Genomic DNA, 6,285 nt, shown 5'->3' with positions numbered 1-6,285 from the left:
TGTTTTACCGTGGTCAACGTGGCCGATAGTACCAACGTTAACGTGCGGTTTCGTACGTTCAAATTTTTCTTTAGACACGATCGTGTTCCTTCCTAGTTATGATTCGTCGTGATCATTATTGATCGACGACGCGCCAGAAATTGTTATTTTATGCGCCAACGCCCGTTAGCGCAATATTTGGACGCCCTGATCTCGCAAAAAGTCGTAAACTTTTTGCAGTTCAATCGTCAATTAGTAACCACGCTCTGCAATAATTTTATCTGCGAAGTTTTTCGGCACTTCAGCGTACTCGTGAAACTCCATAGAGTAAGACGCACGGCCTTGAGTTGCAGAACGTAGATCAGTTGCGTAACCGAACATTTCGGATAGTGGTACTTGAGCACGGATGATCTTAAGACCAGCCACACCTTCGTCCATGCCTTCAATGATACCGCGACGACGGTTTAGGTCACCAACAACGTCACCCATCCAGTCTTCCGGAGTGGTTACTTCGACATTCATCATAGGTTCTAGAATCACAGGTTGTGCTTCTAGTGCACCTTTCTTGAATGCCATCGAGCCAGCGATCTTAAACGCCATCTCGCTTGAGTCTACATCGTGGTAAGAACCATCAAATAGTGTAGCTTTAATATCTAGTACAGGGTAACCCGCTAGAACACCACTATTCATTTGCTCTTCGATACCTTTCGATACCGAACTGATGTATTCCTTAGGAATCACACCGCCCACGATTTCGTCTACGAATACGAAACCTTCACCAGGCTCAGAAGGCTCAAGTTTGACCCAAACATGACCGTATTGACCACGACCACCTGATTGACGAACAAACTTACCTTCAACTTCCGCTTTACCACGAATGGTTTCACGGTAAGCAACCTGAGGTTTACCAACGTTACAATCAACGCTGAATTCACGCTTCATACGATCAACGATAATGTCTAGGTGAAGTTCACCCATACCTGAGATCAGAGTCTGACCTGATTCGTCGTCCGTTTCCACGCGGAATGATGGATCTTCCGCTGCTAGTTTACCTAGCGCGATAGCCATTTTCTCTTGGTCTGCCTTAGAACGAGGCTCTACAGCAATCTGAATAACTGGTTCAGGGAACTCCATGCGTTCTAGAATCACTTTGTGGTTCTGATCACACAGTGTGTCACCTGTTGTTACGTCTTTCAGACCGATAGCAGCTGCAATATCACCAGCGCGAACTTCTTTCACTTCTTCACGCTTATTCGCATGCATCTGAACGATACGACCGAAACGCTCTTTCTTCTCTTTTACTGAGTTGTAAACAGCGTCACCCGAGTTTACAACACCGGAGTAAACACGCATGAAAGTTAGCGTGCCCACGAATGGGTCAGTCGCAATCTTAAACGCTAGCGCTGAGAAAGGTTCGTTGTCGTCAGCATGACGCTCAACTTCATTTTCTCTTTCGTCGACACCTTTAATTGCAGGTACGTCAACAGGCGATGGCAAGAACTCAACTACTGCATCCAGTACCGCTTGAACACCTTTGTTCTTGAACGCACTACCACAAGTAGCCAGTACGATTTCGTTATTTAGTGTGCGAGTACGTAGAGCTTGTTTGAGCTCAGCTTCAGTCAATTCACCTTCTTCAAGGTACTTGTCCATCAGCTCTTCGCTAGCTTCAGCAGCGGATTCAACCATGTGGTTGCGCCACTCTTCAGCAAGTTCAATCATGTCAGCCGGGATGTCTTCGTAAGTAAACGAAGTGCCTTGATCGGCATCATTCCAGTTGATCATTTTCATCTTGATAAGGTCGATGACACCTCTGAACTCATCTTCCGCACCAACGTTCAGCTGGATTGGAACAGGAGTCGCACCAAGACGATTCTTAATTTGGTTCACAACGCGTAGGAAGTCTGCGCCCGCACGGTCCATCTTGTTTACAAATACCAAACGTGGAACGTGGTATTTGTCTGCTTGACGCCATACAGTTTCAGACTGAGGTTCAACACCAGATGAGCCACAGAACACAACCACAGCACCATCAAGTACACGAAGAGAACGCTCTACTTCGATAGTAAAGTCAACGTGTCCAGGGGTATCAATGATGTTTACGCGATGCTCAGGGAACTGTGCTTCCATACCACGCCAGAATGTAGTAGTCGCAGCGGATGTGATAGTGATACCACGCTCCTGCTCCTGCTCCATCCAGTCCATGGTTGCTGCACCATCGTGAACTTCGCCGATTTTGTGAGAAAGGCCAGTGTAGAACAGAATACGCTCAGTTGTGGTTGTTTTTCCTGCATCTACGTGAGCACAGATACCGATATTACGGTATAGCTCAATAGGAGTTTTACGAGCCACGATTGTATCCTCTTACTAAGGTGTACCTTAGAGTATAGAAAAGTGCTGCGAGAGAACCTCGCAGCACAGAAGGTATTACCAACGGTAATGAGCGAACGCTTTGTTTGCGTCAGCCATGCGGTGAACGTCTTCACGTTTCTTAACCGCAGTACCTTTGTTCTCAGACGCGTCTAGCATTTCAGCAGCTAGGCGTTGAGCCATAGATTTTTCACCACGCTTGCGCGCAGCTTCAACCAACCAACGCATAGCAAGTGCGTTACGGCGAACCGGACGTACTTCTACAGGTACTTGGTAAGTTGAACCACCAACACGGCGAGATTTAACCTCTACCGCTGGGCGAACGTTTTCAAGAGCTTCTTCAAAAATAGCTAAGTGGTCTTTACCAGACTTTTCAGCCATAGCATCTAGTGCAGTGTAAACGATTTTCTCTGCAGTAGATTTTTTACCGTCAACCATTAGGATGTTAACGAATTTTGCCAGCAATTCAGATTTGAATTTTGGATCTGGAAGGATCTTACGCTGACCAATGACGCGACGACGTGGCATGGATTTATCTCCGTTGTCTTCTTCAGGTTTTATCCAAAACTTTTCAGTTTTTTCAAAAAATTAAAAATAATTTAGTGTTTGGCCTTACTTAACGGAATCCATTAAGACTTAGGACGCTTCACACCGTACTTAGAACGACCTTGTTTACGGTCATTTACGCCAGCACAGTCTAGTGCGCCGCGAACAGTGTGGTAACGCACACCTGGAAGGTCTTTAACACGACCACCACGGATTAGAACAACTGAGTGCTCTTGAAGGTTGTGACCTTCACCGCCGATGTACGATGTAACTTCGAAGCCGTTTGTCAGACGTACACGACAAACTTTACGAAGTGCTGAGTTAGGTTTTTTAGGTGTAGTAGTGTAAACACGAGTACATACACCACGTTTTTGTGGGCACGCTTCTAGTGCAGGCACGTTGCTTTTAACAACTTGCTTTGCACGTGGCTTACGTACCAACTGGTTAATAGTTGCCATTAACTAGCTCCTGATTTACTTGAAAGTAAGCTTTGTGAAAAATCTATCCCCAACTGCCAATGCAGTTAGGGACGCAAAATTCTATGCAGCAGTGAGAGGTGTGTCAAGAAATATACGGATCTTTTTTGTTCAATTAGAACAATTCATCCGTAAAGCTTTGTCGACAGCAAATCTTGTTCAATCCCAAGTTAGGGATTTATCCTGTTTTGCTGTTAGTTCAACGAAGCCTGAGTAATTCACAATCGTCAGCGATGGACTGATACGATTTGCAATACCGCGAGCTTGCGCATCGCTCTCTAACACAAATACGCTGCGGTTTTTTAGATGGGAAAATGCTTTATGTTGCGAGTTAGCAGCGTACACTGCATCTTCTATAAGTAAGATGTCATCCTGTTCACTGCATAAGGGCATGGCGTCTTCTAGAGCAGAGACTGTTTTTATGATGTGTAACATACCTTCCTCAAAAAGACAGTAGCTTGCCAGCGTGTTGTAACTTATCTTTGAGCTGTTCTGAGCTTAACGCTTGGGCTTCAATGACTAAATCCGCTTGCGCCAAACCTCGCTGGGTTAACGACTCTGAACACACAAAGACTTGTTCGATGTCGTATAAATCGAAAAGCTTTAACATCGGCGCGTAATCTTTACTCAAAATATTGTTGGGGTCTTGTCCGAGTAGAAGCTGGTATACCCCGTCACCCATGAAAATGACGCTGATATCTTCACAGTAAGCCGACGCAGCTAACAGTGCATCCACACCTTCACGACCAGCTGCACAGCCATGTGGCGCACTACGAAATAGATAAGTTAACTGACTCAAAACTGTACCACTCTGTCTTGGGTTAACATCGCTTCAGCTAGGCTACCTAAGCCTGCTTGTTCAAAACCATCGGCTAGATTGTTCTGAACCAAACCATGTTGATTCGCTTCTTCTTCACTTACAATCCCGCGACGCAAAGCGGCCGCGACACAAGTTTCTAGGCGAACACCATGCTCTTTAGCCAAAGACTGCCACGCCTTATTGAGATCAAATTCATCGTTGGCTGGCACACTCAAAGCAGTACCATTAGTCACACCATCTTGATAAAAGAAGACGCTCACTAGCTGATGGCCTTGCTCTATCACCGCTTTGGCGAACTGATAAGCACTGCGCGCTGACTGGCTGCCATAAACGGGACCATTCACCACTAACGTGTAAGTCAGTTTACTCACCTTTCATCATCCTCGGTTTTACGTTGACGAATGTACAAGTAAACGGTGTGTTTTGAAATATTAAGGCGATCCGCGACACGGTTGATGGCATCTTTAATATCGAAGATACCTTTGTCGTACAACTCCATCACGATCTGGCGATTTTTGGTGTTGTTAGACACAGATTTATCCGCATTGATCTCTTCGATGGTGCGTTCAACAGTTTGGTCCACCAGCTCTTCTACGTCACTAGCAAAGTTGACCGAGGAAGCCGCTTCTTTCGCTTCTTGCGTCGGCATGAAAGACTGAAGAACTTGCGAGAAAGGCGCATCCAAGTTGACGTTGATACACAACAAACCAATCACGCGATTTTCGCCATTACGAATGGCGACAGTAATCGACTTCATCAACACGCCACCTTTTGCACGGGTAAAGTACGAACGTGAGAAGTTGCGCTCCGAGCCTTCGATGTCTTTTAGCATCTTAAGCGCTAAATCAGTGATTGGTGAGCCGACTTGGCGCCCCGTGTTTTCACCGTTAGCGATTTTAATTGCAGAGGTATTTAAGTCTTCTAGAGAGTGAAGAACGATTTCACAAAATGGACCTATCAGGCTGGCGATACCATCCACGACCGCCTCATAAGATCTTAAAATGATTTTGTCGTGCTCGGTAAACGGCATCACGTTAACGGATTCCATTTCGAGCAACATCTCCGCGTTTATTGTTTCTGTAGTTGTCATAAGCCTTCGAGCGAAAAATCAACAAATTGGTGTAAGTTTATCAGAAAATTTGAAAAGCAACCTAGCAAACTCACCAACTAGTGACCTAGAACAAAAAAGGCCCGTTAAACGGACCTTTTTCAATAACTTATCGCAGCTTATTGTTATTGCTCTGCGTTGTCGTTCTCAACTTTTAGCAGCTCAACTTCAAATACTAGCGTTGAGTTAGCAGGAATGCTTGGTGTGTCTTGGTCACCGTATGCTAGCTCTGGCGGGATAACGAATTTGAATTTAGAACCCACAGGCATTAGCTGAACACCCTCTGTCCAACCTGGGATTACACGGTTAAGTGGGAACGTTGCAGGTTCACCACGATCGTATGAGCTGTCGAACTGAGTACCGTCGATCAGAGTACCTTTGTAGTGTACTTGAACCGTATCAGTGTCTTTTGGCTTCTCACCTTCAGCTGGTGTCATTACTTGGTATAGAAGACCTGTATCTGTCTTCACTACGCCTTCTTGCTTCTCAAACTCAGCACGGAAATCATCGCCAGCTTTTTTCGCTTCAGCTGCTTTCTCAGCCGCTTGTGCTTGCATCTTTTCTGCAACACGCTTGTCTAGAGATTCTAGTGCTGCACGTGTTTCTTCTTCATTCAATTCAGCATTGCCTTTGAAGACGTCTTCGATACCTTTTAGTACCAAATCTTTGTTAAGATTAATGCCGATTTCGCTTGGCTTGTCGATGCTTGTGCTTAGGTAGTTAGCAAATGAAACACCGATTGCGTATGCCGCTTTGTCGTCGTCGGTTTTAAAGTGAACCGCTTTACCGGTTTCTGCTTGAACTTGTTCTGCTTGAGGTGCGGTTTCTGTTTTAGTTTCTTCTTTCTGACAACCTACCGCTAGCATGACTGTTGCAGCAAGTAGCGACACTTTTAAAACTGATTTCATTAAATTCTCCCAATAATGGCTCTGCCATTGGTTGTTGTGCACAAATCTTCTATGAGACTAGTGAAGACAATCGTTATA

The 6,285-nt window shown here is 45.2% G+C and carries 8 protein-coding genes; all 8 read right to left on the bottom strand.

Translation table 11 applies throughout. The features are described 5' to 3' along the window. Nucleotides 1–231: 231 nt before the first annotated feature. On the bottom strand, nucleotides 232–2,331 hold the full coding sequence (gene fusA, locus R7040_RS22425) for an elongation factor G (RefSeq protein WP_005382794.1): 2,100 nt from the start codon (nucleotides 2,329–2,331) through the stop codon (nucleotides 232–234). Between the two features lie 75 nt (nucleotides 2,332–2,406). Continuing rightward, a complete protein-coding gene (gene rpsG, locus R7040_RS22420; protein WP_005382796.1) occupies nucleotides 2,407–2,877 on the bottom strand; it encodes a 30S ribosomal protein S7 in 471 nt (156 codons plus the stop codon). A 101-nt stretch (nucleotides 2,878–2,978) separates the two neighbouring features. After that, complete coding sequence (gene rpsL, locus R7040_RS22415; protein WP_004399892.1) at nucleotides 2,979–3,353, bottom strand: 30S ribosomal protein S12; 375 nt, start codon at nucleotides 3,351–3,353, stop codon at nucleotides 2,979–2,981. Between the two features lie 177 nt (nucleotides 3,354–3,530). Next, nucleotides 3,531–3,806 (bottom strand): sulfurtransferase complex subunit TusB, encoded by a 276-nt coding sequence (gene tusB / locus R7040_RS22410; RefSeq protein ID WP_005382799.1) that lies wholly within the window; start codon nucleotides 3,804–3,806, stop codon nucleotides 3,531–3,533. A 7-nt stretch (nucleotides 3,807–3,813) separates the two neighbouring features. Beyond that, nucleotides 3,814–4,170, bottom strand: a complete 357-nt coding sequence (gene tusC / locus R7040_RS22405) for a sulfurtransferase complex subunit TusC (protein WP_054702275.1) — start codon at nucleotides 4,168–4,170, stop codon at nucleotides 3,814–3,816. Further along, nucleotides 4,167–4,562, bottom strand: a complete 396-nt coding sequence (gene tusD, locus R7040_RS22400; RefSeq protein ID WP_017821752.1) for a sulfurtransferase complex subunit TusD — start codon at nucleotides 4,560–4,562, stop codon at nucleotides 4,167–4,169. The genes tusC and tusD overlap by 4 nt, the downstream gene beginning before the upstream one ends. Continuing rightward, complete coding sequence (locus R7040_RS22395; RefSeq protein ID WP_005382804.1) at nucleotides 4,559–5,281, bottom strand: transcriptional regulator; 723 nt, start codon at nucleotides 5,279–5,281, stop codon at nucleotides 4,559–4,561. Before R7040_RS22395 ends, tusD begins: the two co-directional genes overlap by 4 nt. A 143-nt stretch (nucleotides 5,282–5,424) precedes the next feature. Beyond that, complete coding sequence (gene fkpA / locus R7040_RS22390) at nucleotides 5,425–6,207, bottom strand: FKBP-type peptidyl-prolyl cis-trans isomerase (protein WP_017821751.1); 783 nt, start codon at nucleotides 6,205–6,207, stop codon at nucleotides 5,425–5,427. Between the last annotated feature and the right edge of the window lie 78 nt (nucleotides 6,208–6,285).

Source organism: Vibrio sp. 1069 (genome assembly GCF_033340555.1).
Note: the sequence above shows the minus strand (reverse complement) of the source record. Positions and strands in the feature narration are given on the sequence as shown.

Bases quoted from the DNA above. Each gene is read 5' to 3' on its own strand.
- rpsG (WP_005382796.1), bottom strand. From the start codon at position 2,877: ATGCCACGTCGTCGCGTCATTGGTCAGCGTAAGATCCTTCCAGATCCA.
- rpsL (WP_004399892.1), bottom strand. From the start codon at position 3,353: ATGGCAACTATTAACCAGTTGGTACGTAAGCCACGTGCAAAGCAAGTT.
- tusB (WP_005382799.1), bottom strand. From the start codon at position 3,806: ATGTTACACATCATAAAAACAGTCTCTGCTCTAGAAGACGCCATGCCC.
- R7040_RS22395 (WP_005382804.1), bottom strand. From the start codon at position 5,281: ATGACAACTACAGAAACAATAAACGCGGAGATGTTGCTCGAAATGGAA.
- fkpA (WP_017821751.1), bottom strand. From the start codon at position 6,207: ATGAAATCAGTTTTAAAAGTGTCGCTACTTGCTGCAACAGTCATGCTA.